Annotated in this window: 16 protein-coding genes; 5 read left to right on the forward strand and 11 right to left on the reverse strand. The window is 68.9% G+C overall.

Annotated features, from left to right (window positions below):
• The first annotated feature begins 94 nt into the window (after nucleotides 1-94).
• On the forward strand, nucleotides 95-2,764 hold the full coding sequence (gene alaS / locus L6Q21_RS08360) for an alanine--tRNA ligase (protein ID WP_237830290.1): 2,670 nt from the start codon (nucleotides 95-97) through the stop codon (nucleotides 2,762-2,764).
• A gap of 2 nt (nucleotides 2,765-2,766) precedes the next feature.
• Entirely contained in the window at nucleotides 2,767-4,311 is a 1,545-nt protein-coding gene (ppx, locus tag L6Q21_RS08365; protein ID WP_237830291.1) for an exopolyphosphatase, read from the forward strand.
• Here ppx and rnd read toward each other — a convergent pair.
• A complete protein-coding gene (rnd, locus tag L6Q21_RS08370; RefSeq protein ID WP_237830292.1) occupies nucleotides 4,196-5,488 on the reverse strand; it encodes a ribonuclease D in 1,293 nt (430 codons plus the stop codon). The genes ppx and rnd overlap by 116 nt on opposite strands.
• 66 nt (nucleotides 5,489-5,554) lie before the next feature.
• On the opposite strand from rnd, the gene aspS reads away from it, so the two are divergent.
• On the forward strand, nucleotides 5,555-7,360 hold the full coding sequence (aspS, locus tag L6Q21_RS08375) for an aspartate--tRNA ligase (protein WP_237830293.1): 1,806 nt from the start codon (nucleotides 5,555-5,557) through the stop codon (nucleotides 7,358-7,360).
• Nucleotides 7,361-7,560: 200 nt separating this feature from the next.
• Here aspS and L6Q21_RS08380 read toward each other — a convergent pair whose 3' ends face one another.
• The 9 genes from L6Q21_RS08380 to L6Q21_RS08420 all read right to left on the reverse strand — a co-directional run bounded on the left by L6Q21_RS08380 (nucleotide 7,561) and on the right by L6Q21_RS08420 (nucleotide 15,565).
• Nucleotides 7,561-7,980 carry a hypothetical protein gene (locus L6Q21_RS08380; protein WP_237830294.1) on the reverse strand — a complete coding sequence of 140 codons (420 nt, stop codon included), beginning with the start codon at nucleotides 7,978-7,980 and terminating at the stop codon, nucleotides 7,561-7,563.
• Nucleotides 7,977-8,321 carry a hypothetical protein gene (locus tag L6Q21_RS08385; RefSeq protein WP_237830295.1) on the reverse strand — a complete coding sequence of 115 codons (345 nt, stop codon included), beginning with the start codon at nucleotides 8,319-8,321 and terminating at the stop codon, nucleotides 7,977-7,979. The genes L6Q21_RS08380 and L6Q21_RS08385 overlap by 4 nt, the downstream gene beginning before the upstream one ends.
• A 223-nt stretch (nucleotides 8,322-8,544) precedes the next feature.
• Nucleotides 8,545-9,144 carry a thioredoxin family protein gene (locus tag L6Q21_RS08390; protein ID WP_237830296.1) on the reverse strand — a complete coding sequence of 200 codons (600 nt, stop codon included), beginning with the start codon at nucleotides 9,142-9,144 and terminating at the stop codon, nucleotides 8,545-8,547.
• A gap of 13 nt (nucleotides 9,145-9,157) precedes the next feature.
• Nucleotides 9,158-11,224, reverse strand: coding sequence for a protein-disulfide reductase DsbD family protein (locus L6Q21_RS08395; RefSeq protein WP_237830297.1), 2,067 nt, complete (start codon nucleotides 11,222-11,224; stop codon nucleotides 9,158-9,160).
• Between the two features lie 278 nt (nucleotides 11,225-11,502).
• A complete protein-coding gene (gene rpsI, locus L6Q21_RS08400) occupies nucleotides 11,503-12,087 on the reverse strand; it encodes a 30S ribosomal protein S9 (RefSeq protein ID WP_237830298.1) in 585 nt (194 codons plus the stop codon).
• On the reverse strand, nucleotides 12,087-12,560 hold the full coding sequence (rplM, locus tag L6Q21_RS08405; RefSeq protein ID WP_237830299.1) for a 50S ribosomal protein L13: 474 nt from the start codon (nucleotides 12,558-12,560) through the stop codon (nucleotides 12,087-12,089). Before rplM ends, rpsI begins: the two co-directional genes overlap by 1 nt.
• Before the next feature lie 120 nt (nucleotides 12,561-12,680).
• Entirely contained in the window at nucleotides 12,681-13,952 is a 1,272-nt protein-coding gene (locus L6Q21_RS08410) for an NAD(P)/FAD-dependent oxidoreductase (RefSeq protein WP_237830300.1), read from the reverse strand.
• A 237-nt stretch (nucleotides 13,953-14,189) separates the two neighbouring features.
• Nucleotides 14,190-14,525 (reverse strand): divalent-cation tolerance protein CutA, encoded by a 336-nt coding sequence (gene cutA / locus L6Q21_RS08415; RefSeq protein ID WP_237830301.1) that lies wholly within the window; start codon nucleotides 14,523-14,525, stop codon nucleotides 14,190-14,192.
• Nucleotides 14,522-15,565 (reverse strand): COX15/CtaA family protein, encoded by a 1,044-nt coding sequence (locus L6Q21_RS08420; protein ID WP_237830302.1) that lies wholly within the window; start codon nucleotides 15,563-15,565, stop codon nucleotides 14,522-14,524. Before L6Q21_RS08420 ends, cutA begins: the two co-directional genes overlap by 4 nt.
• A 244-nt stretch (nucleotides 15,566-15,809) precedes the next feature.
• On the opposite strand from L6Q21_RS08420, the gene L6Q21_RS08425 reads away from it, so the two are divergent.
• Together L6Q21_RS08425 and L6Q21_RS08430 are read left to right on the forward strand one after the other, a co-directional pair.
• Nucleotides 15,810-16,565: a phosphatidylserine decarboxylase gene (locus L6Q21_RS08425; protein ID WP_237830657.1), complete on the forward strand. Its 756-nt coding sequence runs from the start codon at nucleotides 15,810-15,812 to the stop codon at nucleotides 16,563-16,565.
• 53 nt (nucleotides 16,566-16,618) lie between these two features.
• Complete coding sequence (locus L6Q21_RS08430) at nucleotides 16,619-17,416, forward strand: CDP-alcohol phosphatidyltransferase family protein (RefSeq protein ID WP_237830303.1); 798 nt, start codon at nucleotides 16,619-16,621, stop codon at nucleotides 17,414-17,416.
• A gap of 6 nt (nucleotides 17,417-17,422) precedes the next feature.
• Here the strand turns inward: L6Q21_RS08430 and L6Q21_RS08435 are convergent, their stop codons facing one another.
• The gene (locus L6Q21_RS08435; protein ID WP_237830304.1) at nucleotides 17,423-17,659 is read right to left on the reverse strand and encodes a hypothetical protein; all 237 of its coding nucleotides are present in this window, start codon (nucleotides 17,657-17,659) and stop codon (nucleotides 17,423-17,425) included.
• Nucleotides 17,660-17,720 lie beyond the last annotated feature (61 nt).

Raw genomic sequence — 17,720 nt, forward strand, 5'->3', positions numbered from 1 at the left:
GGATTCCCCTTCCACTTGCGCAGGAAGCATCCACACCCCTAATGGAGCGCACCGGCAACTTGCCCGGCGCACGACAGGGTCAGAATCAACGCGCATGACATCGACCGCCGATATCCGCTCCTCCTTCCTCGGCCATTTCGAGGCGGCCGGGCACAGTGTCGTGCCCTCGGCGCCGCTGGTGCCGCAGAACGACCCGACGCTGATGTTCGTGAACGCCGGAATGGTGCCGTTCAAGAATGTCTTCACTGGCCTCGAGAAGCGCCCCTATTCGCAGGCGGTCTCCAGCCAGAAATGCGTCCGCGCCGGCGGCAAGCACAATGATCTCGACAATGTCGGCTACACCGCCCGCCACCACACCTTCTTCGAGATGCTGGGGAATTTCTCCTTCGGCGACTATTTCAAGGAGCAGGCGATCACCCTCGCCTGGGATCTCCTCACCGGCACCTGGGCGATCCCGAAGGACAGGCTGACCGTCACCGTCTACCATACGGACGACGAGGCTTATGCCCTCTGGAAGAAGATCGCCGGCCTGCCGGACGAGCGGATCATCCGCATCGCCACCAGCGACAATTTCTGGTCCATGGGCGACACCGGCCCCTGCGGCCCCTGTTCCGAGATCTTCTACGACCATGGCGCCCACATCCCCGGCGGCCCCCCAGGCAGCCCGGACGAGGACGGCGACCGCTTCGTGGAGGTGTGGAACCTCGTCTTCATGCAGTTCGACCAGCAGCCGGACGGCACCCGCCTCACCCTGCCGCGCCCGTCGATCGACACCGGCATGGGGCTGGAGCGGATCGCCGCCGTGCTGCAGGGCACGCACGACAATTTCGAGATCGACATCTTCAGGCAGCTGATCGCCGAATCCGGCTCGCTGACCCGCACCTCGACCGAGGCGCCGGAAACCCGCGCTTCGCACCGGGTGATCGCCGACCATCTGCGCTCGGCCGGCTTCCTGGTGGCGGACGGGGTGCTGCCGGCGAACGAAGGGCGCGGCTATGTGCTGCGGCGCATCATGCGCCGCGCCATGCGCCACGCGCATCTGCTGGGCGCGAGCGAGCCGCTGATGCACCGGCTGGTGCCGTCGCTGGTGTCGGCGATGGGCGGCGCCTTCCCGGAACTGGTGCGCGCGCAGCCGCTGATCGCCGAGACGCTGAAGCTGGAGGAAACCCGCTTCCGCCAGACGCTGGACAAGGGGCTGAAGCTGCTGGACGAGGCGACCGCCGGACTGAAACCCGGCGCGGTGCTGCCCGGAGACGTGGCCTTCCGCCTCTACGACACCTTCGGCTTCCCCTACGACCTCACCGAGGACGCGCTGAAGGCGCAGGGGCTGGGCGTCGACCGCGCCGGCTTCGAAGCCTCCATGGCCGAGCAGAAGGCCCGCGCCCGCGCCGCCTGGGCGGGAAGCGGCGCCAACGCCACCGACAGCCTCTGGTTCGATCTGGTCGAGAAGCTCGGCACCACCGACTTCATCGGCTATGCCGCGACCGAGGCGCAGGGCGAGATCGTCGCCATCCTGAAGGATGGGGCGGAAGTGCCCGAACTGTTGGCCGGAGACGAGGCCACCATCCTCACCAACCAGACGCCATTCTACGCCGAATCCGGCGGCCAGGTGGGCGACACCGGCACCATCGCCACCGCCGACGCCCGCTTCGAAGTGGGCGACACGCAGAAGCCGCTGGGCAAGCTGCACGCGCATTTCGGCAAGCTGGTTTCCGGCCGGCTGAAGGTCGGCGAGGCGGTCGAGCTGAAGGTGGACGCCGAGCGCCGGGCGGCGGTGAAGGCCAACCATTCCGCCACCCACCTGATGCACGCCGCGCTCCGCCGGGTGCTGGGCGAGCATGTGGCGCAGAAGGGCTCGCTGGTCGCCCCCGACCGGCTGCGCTTCGACTTCTCGCACCAGAAGGCGCTGACGGCGGACGAGATCGCCGCCATCGAGCAGCAGGTGAACGCCGAGATCCGCGCCAACCTGCCGGTCGGCACGCGGCTGATGACGCCCGACGCCGCGATCGAAGCCGGGGCGCTGGCGCTCTTCGGCGAGAAATATGGCGACGAGGTGCGGGTGCTTTCCATGGGCCGCGCCGCCGATACGGGCCGCGCCTATTCCGTCGAGCTTTGCGGCGGCACGCATGTGGGCGCCACCGGCGACATCGCGCTGTTCCGCATCGTCTCCGAATCCGCCGTCTCGTCCGGCGTCCGCCGGATCGAGGCGCTGACGGGGGCGAATGCCCTCCACTATCTGGTGGGGCAGGAAGGGCTGCTGAAATCGGCCGCCGCCGCGCTCCGCACCCGGCCGGAAGAGCTGCCCGAGCGGGTGGCGACGCTCGCCGACACGGTGAAGAAGCTGGAACGCGAGCTCGCCGAGACGAAAAAGGCCCTGGCGCTCGCCGGCCCGGCGACGGGCGGCGGCGCCGAACCGGAAAAGCTGGGCGCAGCGAGCTTCCTCGGCCAGTTGCTGGAAGGCGTGGAGGCGAAAGCCCTGCGCGGGCTGGTGGACGAGGCCAAGGCGAAAGTGGAAAGCGGAATCGCCGTCGTCGTCACCGTGAACGAAGGCCGGGCGACCATCGCCGTCGGAGTCACCGACGATCTCGTGGGCCAGCTCTCCGCCGTCGATCTGGTGAAGGCCGGAGTCGCGGCGCTGGGCGGGCAGGGCGGCGGCGGCCGGCCGGACATGGCGCAGGGCGGCGGCCCCGATGGCGGCAAGGGCGCCGACGCCATCGCGGCGGTGAAGGCGTCGGCGGCGGCCGCGCTCGGCGTTCCGGCCTGACCATGGCCTCGCTCGCGGTCGATGCGCTTTCGCTCCCGCTGGTGAACCACGCCAGTCCCCGGCTCGCCATCGTCGACATCGGCTCCAACTCGGTCCGCCTCGTCGTCTACAAGGGCCTGTCGCGCACGCCCGCCGTGCTCTTCAACGAGAAGGTGATGGCCGGCCTCGGCCGCGGCCTCGCCAACGGCGGCGAACTGACGCGCGAATCCATGGAGATGGCGCTGACGGCGCTCGCCCGCTTCGCGCAACTGTGCGAGGCGATGGCGGTGGACAGCATCCGCGTCGTCGCCACCGCCGCCGTCCGCGACGCCGCGAACGGCCCGGCCTTCGTGGCGCGCGTGCGCGCCGAAACCGGCCTCGACGTGGAGATCATCGACGGCGAAATCGAAGCGCGCGGCGCGGCCTATGGAGTCATCGCCGGAATCCCGGACGCCGACGGCGTGGTCGGCGATCTGGGCGGCGGCTCGCTGGAGCTGGTCCGCGTCTCGCGCGGGGAAATCCACGAACGGCTGTCGCTGCCGCTCGGCGCGCTGCGGCTGGACGCGCACCGCAAGAAAAGCCGCCGCAACCTGCAGCAGCAGATCGACGAGCAGCTCGACCGGCTGGACTGGGCGGAACTGGGCCGGGGCAAGCCCTTCTACGCCGTCGGCGGAAGCTGGCGGGCGCTGGCGCAACTGCACATGCACCTCATCGAATGGCCGCTGCCGGTGATCCACCAATATGCGCTGCCGGTGGACGCGCCTGAACGCCTGGTGCGAACATTGGCGCGCATATCCATGAAATCTCTGAAGGAAATTCCGGCGATTTCCAGTTCGCGGGTGCCGCAGCTTCCCGGCGCCGCCGCCCTGCTGCGGGAAGTCACGCGCAAGCTCGGCAGCAGCAGCATCGTCGCCTCCGCCTATGGCCTGCGCGAAGGGCTGCTCTACCAGGCGCTCCCCGCCGCCGCGCAGCAGCAGGATCCGCTGCTGGTCGCCGCCGAGGATTCCGCCATCCGTTCCGGGCGCTTTTCGGACGGCACCGACGCTGCCGTCGGCGACGCGCTCCTCCTCTTCACCGACGCCGTCTTTCCCGGCGAAACCCAGGCGCTGCGCCGCATCCGCCACGCCGCCTGCCTGCTGGCCGACACCTCCTGGCGCGCCCACCCGGACATGCGCGCGGAAGACGGGATGGACCGGGCGCTGCACGGCACCTGGGTGGGGATCGACGCCGCCGAACGCGCCATGCTGGCGGCTGCCCTCTGGGTGGTGAACGGCGGCGGCATCCCCGGCCCGCACGACGAGCTTCTGGCCCGTCTCGCCGGCCCGTCGCAACTGGCGCTCGCGCGCCTCTGGGGGCTGGCGCTGCGTCTCGGCCAGCGGCTGGGCGGTGGCGCGGCGGAGCCGCTAGCGGCCGCCCGGCTGGAGCGCGGCTCGGACGGGCGGACGCTCTGGCTCAGCCTGGAGCGCGAGTCCGCCGCCCTTTACGGCGAGCCGGTGGCGCGTCGGCATCGGGCTCTGGCGCTGGCGCTGGGGCTGGAGCCTCAGCTTCGTCTCGTTCCAGCGCTTTAGCCGCTCCCGGCTGATCGGGCTGCAGCGCCCGCATCCGCATCCGGCCGCCGGAAACCGAAAAGCCCAGCCGGCCTTCCACCAGCGCCAGCGCATCCTCGCCGAACTGCTCGCGCCGCCAGCCGCTCAGCATCGCCAGCCCCTCGCGCTGGCCGCCCGCCAGCGCCTCCATCTCCTCGGAGCGGGCGATCAGCCGCGGCGCCACCCCGGATTCCTTCGCCCGTACCTTCAGCAGCAGCTTCAAAAGGTCGGCGATCAGCGAGGAGTCGGAGGAAAGCCCCGGCCGGTTGTCCCGCGCCGGCATTTCCGCTTCCGGCAGCGGCACCGCCCCGGCGATCGCATCCAGCAGCCGCTGGCCGATGGCGTTCGAGGCCCAGGTCGGCGAAAGCCCGCGCACCCGGGCCAGATCGGCCTGCGCCGCCGGCGGCGAGGCGGCGAGATCGGCCAGCGTCTCGTCCTTCACGATTCGCCCGCGCGGCACATTCTTGGAAGAGGCTTCGAGTTCCCGCCATTTCGCCAGCGCCTTCAGCCGCCCCAGCACTTCGGGCTTGCGGTTGGGCAGCTTCAGCCGCTGCCAGGCGTTTTCCGGGTTCACGACATAGTTGGAAGGATCGGAAATGCGCGCCATTTCCTCGTCCAGCCATTCCCCGCGCCCGGTTTTCCTGAGCTTCGCCAGCATTTTGGGGAAAAGCTGCGCCAGATAGGTGACGTCGCCGATGGCGTAATGGATCTGCCGGTCGGAAAGCGGCCGCCGCGCCCAGTCGGTGAAGCGCGCGCCCTTGTCGATCTGCTGGCCGGTGAAATGCGCCACCAGATTGGCGTAGCTCACCTGCTCGCCCATCCCCATCGCCATGGCGGCGATCTGCGTGTCGAACAGCGGGAAAGGCACTTTCCCGGTCAGGTTCATGAAAATCTCGATATCCTGCCCGCCGGCGTGCAGCACTTTCAGGATCGATTCGTCCGACAGCAGTTTCAGGAAGGGCGCCATGTCCAGCCCTTCCGCCAGCGGATCGAAGGCGAAGGCTTCTTCGCTGCTGGCCACCTGAACAAGGCAAAGCTCTGGATAATAAGTATTTTCCCGCATGAACTCAGTGTCCACGCAGATGGTGTCATGGGCTTTCAGGCGCTCGCAAAGGCTTTGAAGCGTCGCGGTGTCGGTGACCAGCGGGTGAATCTGCATGCAAGGCGCGATAGCGGAGCCGCGCGCGCTTGACAAAAGGCACGTTGCGCTCTTCACCCCCGCCCCATGACCAGCACCGATTTCCACGTCTATCGCTCCCACAATTGCCGGGAACTGAGCGCCTCCAACGTCGGCCAGACCGTCCGCCTGTCGGGCTGGATCCACCGCAAGCGCGACCATGGCGGCGTCCTCTTCATCGACCTGCGCGACCATCATGGCCTGACGCAACTGGTCGCCGCCGCCGGCTCGCCGCACCTCGAAACGCTGGACGGCCTGCGCGTCGAATCCGTGGTGACGGTGGATGGTGAAGTGGTCGCCCGCGAGGGCAGCACGGTGAACCCCAACCTGCCCACCGGCGAAATCGAAGTGCGCGTGCGCGGCGTGACGGTGCAATCGGAAGCGGCTGAACTGCCGCTCCCCGTCGCTGGCGAAGCGGAGTATCCGGAAGACATCCGCCTGCGCTACCGCTTCCTCGACCTCCGGCGCGAGCGGCTGCACCGCAACATCCTGCTGCGCTCCAACGTGGTCGCCTCGCTGCGCCGCCGCATGCAGGACCAGGGCTTCACCGAGTATCAGACGCCGATCCTCACCGCTTCCTCGCCCGAAGGCGCGCGCGACTTCCTGGTGCCGTCGCGCCTCCACCCCGGCAAATTCTACGCGCTGCCGCAGGCGCCGCAGATGTTCAAGCAGCTGCTGATGGTGGCCGGCTTCGACCGTTACTTCCAGATCGCCCCCTGCTTCCGCGACGAGGACGCCCGCGCCGACCGTTCGCCGGGCGAATTCTACCAGCTCGACTTCGAGATGAGCTTCGTGACGCAGGAAGACGTCTTCCAGGCGATCGAGCCGGTGCTGGCCGGCGTGTTCCGCGAATTCGCCGGCTGGGGCCGCGAAACCCCATGGGCGATCACCGAAGGCGCCTTCCCGCGCATCCCCTACCGCGAGTCCATGCTGAAATATGGCAACGACAAGCCGGACCTCCGCAATCCGCTGCTGATCCGCGACGTAACGGATCATTTCCGCCAGTCCGGCTTTGGCCTGTTCGAGAAGATCGTCGGCTCGGGTGGCGTGGTGCGCGCCATCCCGGCGCCGAACACCGCCGACAAGAGCCGCAAATTCTTCGACGACATGAACGAATGGGCGCGTTCGGAAGGCCATGCCGGCCTCGGCTATGTCACCCGCAAGGGCGGCGAGTTCGGCGGCCCCATCGCCAAGAACCATGGCGAAGCGGGTATGCAGGCCCTCTACGAAGCGCTGGGGCTCGGCCCGGACGACGGCTGCTTCTTCGCCGCCGGCAAGGAACTGCCCGCCGCCCGCCTCGCCGGCTTCGCCCGCACCCGCGTCGGCGATCAGCTCGGCCTCGTCGAGCAGGGCGCCTACCGCTTCTGCTGGATCGTCGACTTCCCGATGTTCGAGGCGGACGAGGAAACGGGGAAGATCGACTTCTCCCACAACCCCTTCTCCATGCCGCAGGGCGAACTGGAGGCGCTGGAAACGAAAGACCCGCTGGACATCCTCGCCTGGCAATATGACATCGTCTGCAACGGCGTAGAGCTTTCCTCCGGCGCGATCCGGAACCACAAGCCGGAAATCATGTACAAGGCGTTCGAAATCGCCGGCTACACGCAGGAGCAGGTGGACAGCAGCTTCCCCGGCATGATCAACGCCTTCAAATATGGCGCCCCGCCCCACGGCGGCTCGGCGCCGGGCGTGGACCGCATCGTCATGCTGCTCGCCGACGAACCCAATATCCGCGAAGTCACCCTCTTCCCGCTGAACCAGAAAGCGGAAGACCTGATGATGAACGCGCCGTCGCAGGTCAGTGACAGGCAGTTGCGCGAACTGCACATCAAAGTGGCGCAGCCGGCCAGATGAATCTTCGAGCCGGGAGCCGCTCTCGTTCCGATTGCATCAAGAGAGCCGCTCCGCTGCCGAACAGGCTCCAGGCTGAGAGCCCATGCTATTCTCCGTCATCCCGGGCTTGACCCGGGATCCCGCTTTTTTCCCACGCCGGAGGGAAAGCTGGACCCCGGGTCAAGCCCGGGGTGACGAAGGGGAATAGCAGTGTCCTCAACCTAGTCGCGTGGCAGATGTATTTTGCCGTCGATGAGCGAGGGGCCGCCCGGAATGATGAGGTTTTCGCCCTCGACAAAGCCGCTGTTCGGCCAGTGGCCGACCCAGCGGCCGTTCGGCGGCGCGCTCGCCATCCGCTTCAGGATATTCTCCAGCTCACTCTCGGCGCTGGCAGCCTGCTGCCCTTGCAGCTTGACGGCAAGCGTGCTGAGTTCCTGGATGGAGGCGACGAGATCGGTCGGCGGTGGCGCCTGATGGGCGACCGGCTGCCAATCGTCCAACAGACCGATGGTTTCTTGGGCGCGCTGTCGGAACCTGCGCTGGCGGCTTCTGACGACCGCCACCGCCATGACGGTTGTGAAGACGAGGCCGCCCAGAGTCAGCAGCAGGATCGTCAGCAACAGGTCGAATATGTCGTTCAACGGCGATACTCCTCTGCCATGGCCCGGTTCATCGGATCGCGGCCTTTGCAGCGCGCTGCCGGCGCCAGATCGCTGAGGCCGAATCGGCTGGTGCCGTCGAAGACGAGGCTGGCGCGACAGGTGCCCGCGCCAAGGCCGGCCTGGTCGAAGGTCGGCCAGTTGCCGGAAAGATGGTCGCCGCCTTCCAGCCCGGCGAACGCCTGGCCGGAAAAGCCGTAGCCCGGCGCGCCATCGAAGGGGAAGGCGCCGGCCAGCGTTTCGGCATAAGCGGTGCCTGGGATCATGTTCAGCACGAAATCGGCGGCCGACACGCTGACGTCGGGCGCGCGGATGTTCTGCACTGCCCCGCCCAGGGTCGTCTGCCCGCCGCGGCCGACGGCGGCAAAGCGAGGGCGACAATGGCGATCGACGCCGAAGCCGCGAGAATGGCCTGCATCACCCTGTCTCCCAGAAAGGCCGCACGCGGCGGCTGTCGGGGCTGATCATAGGGCGATTCGGGTGCGCCCCGCGTCATGCGATTGCATGACGCGGGGCGACGATATCAGGCGCCGCCTGCCGCGGAACTCAGTATTTCACCGAGCAGCCGTAGGGGCGGCTGGTGGGGGTTTCGACGGCTTTGCCGGCCTGCACGTCGGCCAGCGCCAGTTTCACCAGCGGCCGGGCCTTGGCGATGTCGGCCGGGTTGGCGGTGGGCACGTCGTCGATGCCGCCGGCGTAGGCGAGCTTGCCGTCCGGGGCGATCACATACATGTGCGGAGTGGTTTTCGCGCCATAGGCGCGGCCGATGGCGCCGTCCGTGTCCAGCAGATAGGCGGTGGAGCCGAAGCCCTGCGCCTTCACCTTGGCGTTGGCTTCGGCGCCGGTCACATGGCCCTGCTTGCCCGGCGCGCCGGAATTGACGGTCAGCCAGACGGCGCCGGACTTGCGGGCGTCGGCCTGCAGGCTCTGCATGTTGCCGCTGGAATAATGCTTCTGCACGAAGGGGCAGTCGGCGTTGGTCCACTCCAGCACGACCGGCTTGCCCTTGAAGTCGGCGAGGGAGACGCTCTTGCCGTTGCTGTCCTTGGCGGTGAAGGCGGGCGCCGGCTGGCCGACGACGGCGTTGGCGGAAACCGGCGCGGCGAGGGTGGCGACGGCGGCGGCTGCGATCAGATACTTCATCATGGCAGTCTCCTTATCAGCTTCTGGGTGAACCGGGGCTTGCAAGCGCGGTCAGCGTGTCGACGGTCAGCAGTTGCGGCAGTTCCTTCACCTGCCCGTCGGCGCCGTAGAAGAGGTAGAGCGGGATTCCGGCCCGGCCGCGCTCTTCCAGAAAGCGGGCGATGGCGGGGTCGGGGCGGGTCCAGTCGCCCACCATCACCTGAATCCCGCCGTTCCGGAAGGCCTCGGCGACGGCCGGGTCGGACAGCGCGCCTTTCTCGTTCACCTTGCAGGTCAGGCACCAGTCGGCGGTGAAATAGAGGAAGGTGGGGGTGCGCGCGGCCTGCGCCGCGCCGAGGGCCTCGCGGGAGAAGGGCCTGGCGTCGAGGGCGGCGGGGCCATGCGCCGCGGCGCCGGTCGCGGCTTCGGCCGGCAGGCTGCCCAGCGCCAGCGGCGCCCCCAGCGCGACGACCGCCGCCAGCGCCAGCGGCACGGCGTTGTTGCGTCCGTCCTGCTGGCGAATCCCGAACACCCAAAGGGCGATGGCGAAGGCGAGCGCGGCGCCGAGGCCGGCGATCAGCCCTTCCAGCCCGGCTTGGCGCCCCAGCACCCAGGCCAGCCCCAGCGCCGTCAGCAGCATCGGCACGGCGAGGATGCGGCGGAAGGTCAGCATCCAGGCGCCGGGCTTCGGCAGCCGCCGGCGCAAGGCCGGCACGAAGCCGACGGCGAGGAAGGGCAGGGCAAGCCCCAGCCCCAGCCCGGCGAAGACCGCAAGCCCGGCCACCGGCGGCAACACCAGCGCCGCGCCCAGCGCGCCGGCCATGAACGGCCCGGTGCAGGGCGTGGCGACGAAGGCCGCCAGCGCCCCGGTGAAGAAGGCCCCCTTCGCCCCCGGCTTGGAGGCAAGGCTGGCCCCGGCATTGGCCGAGCCGAGGTTCACTTCGAACAGCCCGGCGAAGTTCAGGCCGATGGCGAAGGTCAGCAGCATCAGGAACAGGATCACGCGCGGATCCTGCAACTGGAAGGCCCAGCCGGCGCCGGCGCCGGCCCGCGCGATCAGGATCGCCGCCAGCCCCAGCAGCGTCGTCACCAGGATCACGCCGCCAGCATAGGCCAGCCCCTCGGTCCGCGCCGCGCCTTCGGAATGGCCGGATTTCGCGAGGCTCAGCGCCTTCAGGCTGAGGATCGGGAACACGCAGGGCATCAGGTTCAGCAGCAATCCGCCCAGCACCGCCAGCCCGAAGGCCGGCAGGAAGCCCGCCATGGCCGAAGCGCCGCCGGCCGCCCGGCCCGCCGCCACTTCGCCCGGCACCGCTGTCAACGTCAGGCCCAGCACCTCGCCGCCGCGCTCCACGCGCAGCAGGCCGGGCACCTTCTCGGGCGTCGCCCCGGCGACCGCATCCGTCTCGATCACCAGCGCATTTTCCGCGACCGAAAGGCTCTGCGGGCTGGCGAAGCCGACGGCATCGTCCGAAAGCGCGAAGAAATGCGCCTTGGTCACGCTTTCCGGCCCGGCGAAGGGCACGGAGATGCGGATTCGCTTGCCGTCCGTCTGGAACAGCGCCTGTTCGGACAATTGCCTCGGCAGCGCCGCCCGCGCCGCCTCGAACCGCGCTTTCTGCGCCGGGTCGGCGGCGCCGTCGCCGATCGTCAGCGGCAGTGTCAGGTCGGTGCCTTCGGGAATGCAGATGCTGTCGTCGCACACCAGCCAGTCCAGCCGCACCTTCAGCGGGAACGCGCCGGAAGCGCCCTGCGGCACATCCACCTCGGCCAGCAGCACATTTTCCTGCGAATAGACATGGTTCATCAGCCCGGCGACCACATAGGTCTCCGGCACCGGATAGCGGAAGGCGGAGGCGCTGGCGCCTTCCGGCAGCTTCCAGTCGGCGCGCGTCGGCATACCGCTGTCGCCCGGATGCTCCCAATAGGTGTGCCAGCCCTTCTTCGGCGTCATCACCACGCCGATGGTGAAGCGCTGCCCCGGCGCCGGGGCCTTCGCCTCCGAGACCAGCTCGACATGGGTGTTTTCCAGCTGCGTCGAGGATTGCGCAAAGGCGGGCGCGGCGAAAAGCGCCGCGATCAGGAGGAGGAAGCGGGCAAGCATTGCGTGCCTGTAATAAGGCGTGCCGCCGCCGGGGCAAACCCCTTGCGGGTTCGGTTCGTCCTGCTTTGGCTTGGGGCCGGAGAAGCTGGGCTTCGGATGCGGCCGCCGGCAAAGCCGGTGAGTCCGCTGCGTGAGGCCATATGATTCCAACGAAAAAGGCCCGGCAAAGCCGGGCCTCTCCGTCGGACGGGTCGGGGATGGATACCCCCGGCTCCGCCGGCCGCTTCTGCGGCAAGTCCGCGAGACAGCGCTGCGCGCTGTTCGCGGCCGCCTTCGAATCAGCGCTTCGAGAACTGGAAGCTGCGGCGGGCCTTGGCCTTACCATACTTCTTCCGCTCGACCGCGCGGCTGTCGCGGGTCAGGAAGCCGGCCTGCTTCACGGCGGTGCGCAGCGCCGGCTCGTAGCGGCTCAGCGCCTGGGCGATGCCATGCTTCACCGCGCCGGCCTGGCCGGAAAGGCCGCCGCCGACCACGGTCGCCACCACATCATATTGCTCGCGGCGCTCGGCCACGTCGAACGGCTGGTTGATCACCAGACGCAGCGTGGGGCGGGCGAAATAGACGGTCTGGTCGCGGCCGTTGACGATGATCTTGCCGGAGCCGGGCTTCAGCCACACGCGGGCGACGGCATCTTTCCGACGGCCGGTCGCATAGGCGCGGCCGAACTTGTCCAGCTGCTGCGGGCGCAGCGCGACCGGCTCGGCCTGAACCGGGGCAGCAGCGGCCTGCGGGGCGGCGGCAACGGCAACGGCTTCCGGCGCGGCTTCCACGGCCGGGGCCGGGGCGGCTTCGGCTTCCGCCTTCAGCCGGGCGAGGTCCGCCAGGCTCATGCGGGTATCTTCCTGCGGGGTGTTCTCGCTCATTACGCGGCAACCTTGTTCTTGCGGTTCATCGAGGCGACGTCGAGCACCTCGGGGTTCTGGGCGGCGTGCGGATGCTCGGCACCCTTGAAGATGCGCAGGTTCTTCATCTGCTGGCGGCCCAGCGGGCCGCGCGGCACCATGCGCTCGATGGCCTTTTCCAGCACGCGCTCGGGGAAGGCGCCTTCCAGCACCTTGTCCGCACGGACTTCCTTGATGCCGCCGGCGTAGCCGGTGTGGCGGTAATACATCTTCTGCGAGAGCTTGCGGCCGGTGAAGCGCACCTTCTCGGCGTTGATGATGATCACATTGTCGCCGCAGTCGACGTGCGGGGTGAAGCTGGCCTTGTGCTTGCCGCGCAGGCGGTTGGCAACGATGGATGCCAGACGGCCGACGACGAGACCTTCGGCGTCGATCAGGATCCACTTCTTTTCCACTTCGGCGGGCTTCGCCGAGGCGGTAATGCGGGTCAACATGGGTGTAGCGTCCTTCACGCTTGGTATTCGCGATTGAAGGCGCGCCCCTAAGCCAAGCCTTGCGAAAAGGCAAGGAAAAGGCGTGTGGTATTATAATACCCCATGATTCCGCCGAGGCTTTCAGCCGTCCTTCCGAGCGCTATCCTTCCGTCCTTTGCCGGTCAGCAGCCGGGCGCCGCGCCCATAGGTGAACCACGCCCAGGACCAGTTCGTATAGACCATCACCCGGCTGCGGAAATCCACCAGCAGCATCAGGTGCACCAGAGACCAGGCGAGCCAGGCAAGGAATCCCCGCATCTGGAAGCGCCCGAAATCGGCAATCGCGCGGGAGCGCCCGATCACCGCCATGGTGCCCATGTCGCGGTATCGGAAAGGCGGCGGCGCGGCGCGCCCGGCGATCCGCGCGGCCAGCAGCTTCCCCACATATTTCCCCTGCTGCTTGGCCACGGGCGCAAGGCCCGGCAGCGGCCTGCCGTCGCCGGCCTCGAAGCTGGAGACGTCGCCGATGGCGAAGATGTCGGGATGGCCGGGAACCGAACAGTCGGGCCGCACGCGGACGGCGCCGTTGCGCGCGGCGTCGGCCGCAAGCCATCGCGCCGCCGGCCGGGCCTGGGTGCCGGCGCACCACAGCACATTGGCGGCGTCGATCCGTTCTTCGCCCAGCACGATTCCGGCGGAATCGACCAGCGACACCGCCTGCCCCAGGCGGACCTCTACTCCGAGCGAGCGCAGCGCTTCGGTCGCATAGGCGGGCAGGTCCGCCGGAAAGGCGCCCAGCACATGCTGGCCGGCCTCGCACAGCAGGATGCGGGCGGATTTGGGGTCGATCCGGCGGAAGTCGCGCGCCAGCGTCGTCAGCGCCAGTTCGGCGATGGTGCCCGCCATCTCCACCCCGGTCGGCCCGCCGCCCACCACCACGAAGGTCAGCAGCCGCCGCACCTCTTGCGGATCGTCGGTCCGCTCCGCCTTCTCGAAGGCGAACAGCAGGCGTTCCCGGATCGCCAGCGCGTCGTCCAGCGACTTCAGCACCTGCGCATGTTCGGCCCATTCGTCATGGCCGAAGAAGCTGTAGGCGGCCCCCGTCGCCAGCACCAGATGGTCGAAGGGAAGGGGGTCGCCGTCCGCCAGCCGCAACAGCTTTTCCTTCGGATCGACCCCGACCGCCTCGGCCATCAGCACCCGCACCTCCGGCTGGCCGCGGGTGAGCACCCGGCTCGCCGTGGCGATGTCGGCCGGCGACAGCGCGGCGGTCGCCACCTGGTAGAGCAGCGGCTGGAACAGATGGTGGTTCGTCTGGTCGACGAGGGTGATGTCGGCGGCCGCGCCTTTCAGCGCGCGCACGGCGGCCATCCCGCCGAAACCCGCCCCCACGATCACGATCCTCGGGCGCATCGCAACTCCTTCGACATCTCCGGCCGCAGCCTGGATTGAGGATGCCTATTCCCCATGCCTTCGTCTTCCTCGTGCCTTCGTCTTCCTCGTGCCTTCGTCTTGCCGGTGCCTTCGTCACCCCGGGCTTGACCCGGGGCCAGCTTTTCTGCTGGCGCCCAGCTTGAGGAAGAAAGCTGGACCCCGGGTCAAGCCCGGGGTGACGGAAAAATAAAGCAAGGGCTCGTATAGGCTCCCAACCTAGCGGGCAGGGCCGTCCGGCCCGGTTTCGGCCCGCACCCAGGCGGCATAGGCCGGGTGGCAGGCTTCTATCCCCCAGGAGACTATGGCCGGAATCTCATACCCGTGCGCCTCGGCGATCGCCTCGATCAGCGGCTGCACCAGCGCCGTGTCGGTCTTGAACAGCGCCGGCACTTCCGCCGCTTCCAGCACCTCGCCCTCCCAGCGGTAGATGGAGGCGCAAGGGCTGAGGATGTTCACGCAGGCCGCCAGCCGCCGCTCCACCATCGCCCGGCCGATCCGGCGGGCGTCCGCCTCCGTCTCGAAGAGGGCCTGGACGCTGGCGATGCCGCTCACCGCCGGCGGCCGATCACATGCGCGCCCCAGGCGGTGGCGGCCACCACCAGCGCGCCGACCGCCTGGTGCAGCACGGCGAGCGTGATGTTCATCTCGCTCATCACCGTGGCGATGCCCAGCAGGATCTGCGTGCCGAAGGCGCAATGGATGGCGATGGAGGCCGGCCGGCTGCCGGCGCGGCGCGCCAGCCTCGCCAGCCAGATCAGCGCGCCGACCGTCACCCAGGCCCACCAGCGGTGGATGAAATGCAGCAGATGCGGGTCGTTCACGAAGGTGGAAAGGCCCGCCCAGCTTATATTCTCGGGAACGAAGCTGCCGTTCATCAGCGGCCATGTGTAGGCGGCATGCCCGGCGTTGAGGCCGGCCACCCAGGCGCCATAGAGAAGCTGCACGAAAAGGATCAGCGAAACCAGGGCCGCCGGGCCGGTCAGGCGCGCCGGCCGGGCGCGGGGGTCGGCTTGCAGGCGTTTCAGATCCAGCGCCGTCCAGATCAGCCCGGCGAGGATGAAGAGCGCCGCCAGCAGATGCACCGCCAGCCGATAGTGCGACACGTCGGTGCGTTCGGAGAGGCCTGAAGTCACCATCCACCAGCCGATGCCGCCCTGCAGCCCGCCCAGCGCCAGCAGCGCGACCAGCCGCCAGCCATAGCCCTTCGGAATGGCGCGGCGCGCGGCGAACCAGGCCAGCGGCAGGGCGAAGGCGAGGCCGATCAGCCGCCCCAGCAGCCGGTGCGCCCATTCCCAGAAATAGATGAATTTGAACTCGGCCAGGGTCATCCCCCGGTTCAGCTCCTTATATTCGGGAATCTGCTGATATTTCAGGAATTCCGCCTGCCAGTCGGCTTCGTTCAGCGGCGGGACGGCGCCCGTCACCGGTTTCCATTCGGTGATGGAAAGCCCGGATTCCGTCAGGCGGGTGATCCCGCCCACCACGATCATCACGAACACCAGCAGGGCGACGCCCAGCAGCCAGTCGGCGAGGAGGGCGGGGCGGGCGGTGGGGGGGGTGAAAGCCCGCAAGGGGGCGGCGTTGCTGGCCATTTTCACCCCTTAGCCCCGTCCGCGCCCGGGTAAAAGATGCGGCATCGTCGCAACGGCCCTTTCCGTTTGCCGACAGTCCGCCTAGTTTCCCTTCATGCCAGAAGAGCCAAAACCCCAGTCGCCCGTGCCGCCCGCCCCGCCGGAGCCTCAGACGGTCGCATCGTTTCCCGAGCCGCAACCGCCGCAGCCCGACGAGCTTCCGGCAGCGGGCGAGAATGAGGTCGCTTCGACTCCGGCGCCGGAAATGCCCGCCCCGAAGCCGGCTGCCCCCCCTCCCGCCGCCCATTCGGCCGGCTCCGAGCCCGTCGCCTGGAGCTGGCCCAGCATCCACCCGGAAGCCTGGCGCTACGCCGGCGTCGCCGGCGCCGTCACCGCGCTCGCCTTCCTCGCCGAATGGGGGCCGCTGGGCTGGATATTCCTGGCGCTAACCCTCTTCATCCTCGCCTTCTTCCGCGACCCCAGGCGGGCGTCGCCGGCCGGCGACAATCTCATCGTCTCGCCGGCCGACGGGCTCGTCAGCCAGATCATGGAAGTGGAGCTGCCCCGGCAGCTGCTGGGCGAGGACGCGCTCCACCCCGGCACCGCCACGCGCATCTCGATCTTCATGTCGGTGTTCGACGTGCATGTGAACCGCACCCCCATCGCCGGCGTGGTGAAGCGCATGGTCTATGTGCCGGGCGCATTCCTGAACGCCGACCTCGACAAGGCCAGCGAGGAGAATGAGCGGCAATATTTCCTGGTGGAAGCCGCCGACGGCACCCGCGTCGGCTTCACCCAGATCGCCGGGCTGGTCGCGCGGCGGATCATCGCCTTCGTGCGCGAAGGCTCCAGCGTCGGCGTCGGCCAGCGGGTGGGCCTCATCCGCTTCGGCAGCCGGGTGGATGTGTTCCTGCCCGCCGGCTATGCGCCGCAGGTGGTGAAGGGCCAGCGCGCGATCGCCGGGGAAACGGTGCTGGCCGCGCGCGGCGCCGCGCCCGCGCTTCCCGGTCCGCGCCAGTGAGGCCGCGTCCGTGAGTGTGTGCCAATGAGTCCGTGCCAGTGCGCGAGGGGCCAGTGAGCGGGGCGCCACCGAACGAAAAGGGGGGGACTCCGGCGCTGCCGCTCAGGGCGCTGATCCCGAACGCCATCACCATGCTGGCGCTCTGTTCGGGGGCGACCGGCGTGCGCTTCGCCATTTCCGGCGAGTTCGACAAGGCCGCCGCCGCTATCGTCATCGCCGGGCTTCTGGACGGGATCGACGGCCGGGTGGCGCGGCTGCTGCGCGGCACCAGCCGCTTCGGCGCCGAGCTGGATTCGCTGTCCGACGTGACGGCCTTCGGCGTCGCCCCGGCGCTGATCCTCTACCTCTGGGCGTTGAACGACCTCGGGCGCTTCGGCTGGGTGGTGGCGCTGGCGCTGGCCGTCTGCTGCGCGCTCAGGCTGGCGCGCTTCAACGCCGCGCTCGATCAGGAGGATCTGCCGAAGAAGCGGCTGGGCTTCACCACCGGCGTGCCGGCCCCGGCCGGCGCCGGCATAGCGCTGATGCCGCTGTTCTGGAGCCTGGCGTTCGACGGGGCGCTGGACCCCGATCCGCACACGCAGGCGCTGATCGTCGCCGCCGTCACCGCCGTCACCGCCTTCCTGATGGTGTCCTCCCTTCCGGGCTGGGGCTTCAAATCGGTGCATGTGCCGCGATCCGCGCGGCTGTTCGTGCTGGCCGCCTTCGGCCTGTTCGCGGCGGCGACCGCGCAAAGCCCCTGGCTGATGCTGTTCCTGGTCGCCTTCGCCTACACGGTGGCTTTCCCCTTCGCCAGCCTGCGCTACGCCCGCTTGCGCAAGGCGGAGCGCGCAGGCCGCGAAACCGCCGCCTGAACCGCCTCAGGCCGCGAGGCGGAAAGGAGCGGGGGCGATCATGGGCCGCGCGGCGCGTCGGCCGGCGAACGGCAGCACATTGGGTTCCCCGCCGCTGCCGACAAAGGCGGGATGGGGTTCCGGCCGCAGTTCAAGTGCCGCCGCCAGTCGTGGCGCATGGCGCCAGAGCATCCAGCCGTTCACCGCCAGGACGGCGAGGAGGGCGGCGGGGCCGATAAGGCCGAAAAGCGTCGGGTCTGCCATGGCAATCGTCTTTCCTGCGGCTGATTCGTGGAACGATGTTCTTCTTTTGTTCCAAAGCTGT

Origin of the sequence: Sandaracinobacteroides sayramensis (assembly GCF_022014495.1) — a bacterium.
Taxonomy (GTDB): Bacteria; Pseudomonadota; Alphaproteobacteria; order Sphingomonadales; family Sphingomonadaceae; genus Sandaracinobacteroides; species Sandaracinobacteroides sayramense.

What these genes read in the sequence shown, in the direction of transcription:
- alaS (WP_237830290.1), top strand. Translation starts at nt 95, where the DNA reads ATGACATCGACCGCCGATATCCGCTCCTCCTTCCTCGGCCATTTCGAG.
- ppx (WP_237830291.1), top strand. Translation starts at nt 2,767, where the DNA reads ATGGCCTCGCTCGCGGTCGATGCGCTTTCGCTCCCGCTGGTGAACCAC.
- rnd (WP_237830292.1), bottom strand. Translation starts at nt 5,488, where the DNA reads ATGCAGATTCACCCGCTGGTCACCGACACCGCGACGCTTCAAAGCCTT.
- aspS (WP_237830293.1), top strand. Translation starts at nt 5,555, where the DNA reads ATGACCAGCACCGATTTCCACGTCTATCGCTCCCACAATTGCCGGGAA.
- L6Q21_RS08390 (WP_237830296.1), bottom strand. Translation starts at nt 9,144, where the DNA reads ATGATGAAGTATCTGATCGCAGCCGCCGCCGTCGCCACCCTCGCCGCG.
- L6Q21_RS08395 (WP_237830297.1), bottom strand. Translation starts at nt 11,224, where the DNA reads ATGCTTGCCCGCTTCCTCCTCCTGATCGCGGCGCTTTTCGCCGCGCCC.
- rpsI (WP_237830298.1), bottom strand. Translation starts at nt 12,087, where the DNA reads ATGAGCGAGAACACCCCGCAGGAAGATACCCGCATGAGCCTGGCGGAC.
- rplM (WP_237830299.1), bottom strand. Translation starts at nt 12,560, where the DNA reads ATGTTGACCCGCATTACCGCCTCGGCGAAGCCCGCCGAAGTGGAAAAG.
- L6Q21_RS08410 (WP_237830300.1), bottom strand. Translation starts at nt 13,952, where the DNA reads ATGCGCCCGAGGATCGTGATCGTGGGGGCGGGTTTCGGCGGGATGGCC.
- L6Q21_RS08420 (WP_237830302.1), bottom strand. Translation starts at nt 15,565, where the DNA reads ATGGCCAGCAACGCCGCCCCCTTGCGGGCTTTCACCCCCCCCACCGCC.
- L6Q21_RS08425 (WP_237830657.1), top strand. Translation starts at nt 15,810, where the DNA reads ATGCCCGCCCCGAAGCCGGCTGCCCCCCCTCCCGCCGCCCATTCGGCC.
- L6Q21_RS08435 (WP_237830304.1), bottom strand. Translation starts at nt 17,659, where the DNA reads ATGGCAGACCCGACGCTTTTCGGCCTTATCGGCCCCGCCGCCCTCCTC.